The organism is Spirillospora sp. NPDC049652, assembly GCF_040675125.1.
Taxonomy (GTDB): domain Bacteria; phylum Actinomycetota; class Actinomycetes; order Streptosporangiales; family Streptosporangiaceae; genus Spirillospora.
Window position 1 is genome coordinate 1 of the sequence record NZ_JBFAOF010001266.1, and the last position, 1,686, is coordinate 1,686.

General features: G+C 75.1%; 2 protein-coding genes. Both read right to left on the reverse strand.

What is annotated here, in order from left to right; all coding sequences use genetic code 11:
- Positions 1-166: 166 nt before the first annotated feature.
- Positions 167-622: a type II 3-dehydroquinate dehydratase gene (gene aroQ, locus AB0J52_RS39270; RefSeq protein ID WP_500188174.1), complete on the reverse strand. Its 456-nt coding sequence runs from the start codon at positions 620-622 to the stop codon at positions 167-169.
- Entirely contained in the window at positions 619-1,686 is a 1,068-nt protein-coding gene (gene aroB, locus AB0J52_RS39275) for a 3-dehydroquinate synthase (RefSeq protein WP_500188175.1), read from the reverse strand. The genes aroQ and aroB overlap by 4 nt, the downstream gene beginning before the upstream one ends.

Here is a 1,686-nt window from a genome sequence, read left to right on the forward strand (position 1 = left end):
GGAGTGGCGCGGCGCCGGGCGACGGCGCGGCGGCCCCAGCCGAGGCGCGGCGCCCGGGCGGGGGCGGTGCGGCGGTGGGCGATGCGGTTGTGGCGCGGCACGGCGCGGTAGTGGCGCGGCGCGGTTGTGGGGCGGCGCGGTTGTGGGGGGGGCGTGGTGGGGTGGGTCAGGTGGGGCGGGGGGCGGATTCGGCGAGGAGTTCGGCTACGGCCTGGAGGGCCAGGACGTAGGACATCAGGCCGAAGCCGGCGATCGTGCCGGTGGCGACGCCCGCGACGACCGAGGTGTGGCGGAACTCCTCGCGGGCGGCGGGGTTGGAGATGTGCACCTCGACGAGGGGCGCGGTGAGCTGCGCGAGGGCGTCGCGCAGCGCGTAGGAGTAGTGCGTGAACGCGGCCGGGTTCAGCACGACCGGGATCCGCTCGTCGGCGGCCTCGTGCACCCACGAGATCATCTCGGCCTCGTCGTCGGTCTGCCGGACCTCGACGTGCAGGTCGAGGCGGCGGCCGGTCTCGCGGCACAGGGCGGTCAGGTCGTCGAACGACGCGGCGCCGTAGACGTCCGGTTCGCGGGTGCCGAGGCGGCGCAGGTTCGGGCCGTTCAGGACCAGGACGGAGTTCACTCGGCGACCCTCCGGTAGGCGGCGGCGAGCAGCTCCTCGTCCGGGCCCTCCAGCCGGCCCGGCCGGGCCAGGCCGTCGAGGACGACGAAGCGGAGCGTCCCGCCGCGCGACTTCTTGTCGATGGTCATCGCGGCGCGCAGCTCGTCCCAGGCGTCCGCGTCGTAGGTGGTCGGCAGGTGCACCGACGCCAGCACGTGCTCGGTGCGCGCGACCAGGTCGGAGCGCCCGGCCAGGCGGGCCAGCTCGGCGGCGTAGACCATGCCGACGGCGACCGCGTGGCCGTGCGGGAAGCGGTACGCCTCGGCCTTCTCGATGGCGTGCGCGAGGGTGTGCCCGTAGTTGAGGAACTCGCGCGGGCCGCTCTCCTTGAGGTCGGCCGACACGACGTCGGCCTTCACCCGGACGGCGCGTTCGATCAGCTCGACGGTGTGCGGGCCCTCGGGATGGCGGGCGGCGACCGGGTCGCCCTCGATGAGGTCGAGGATGACCGGGTCGGCGATGAAGCCCGCCTTGATGGTCTCGGCGAGGCCGCTGACGTAGTCGCGCTCGGGCATGGACGCGAGCGCGGACACCTCGCAGAGCACCCCGGCGGGCGGGTGGAAGGCCCCGACCAGGTTCTTGCCCTCGGGGACGTCGATGCCGGTCTTGCCGCCGACCGCCGCGTCCACCATGGCGAGCAGCGTGGTCGGGACGTGCACGACCTTCACGCCGCGCAGCCAGGACGCTGCGGCGAACCCGGCGAGGTCGGTGGTCGCGCCGCCGCCGACGCCGACGACCGCGTCCGAGCGGGTCATGCCGAGCTGCGCGAACCGCGACCAGAGCCCGGCGAGGACGCCGGTCTCCTTGGCCGCCTCGCCCGACGGCACGGGCAGCTCGTGCACGTCGTACCCGGCGGCGGCCAGCGCCGCGGTGACCGGGCGGACCAGCTCGGGCAGCCCCTCGTCGTGGACGACCGCGACCGTCCGGACGTTCTCACCGAGCAGGCCCGGCAGCGCGTCGTGGACCTTCTCGCCGATGACGACGTCGTACGGGTCCGCGCCGCCGACGTGCACCCGGCGGGTCAC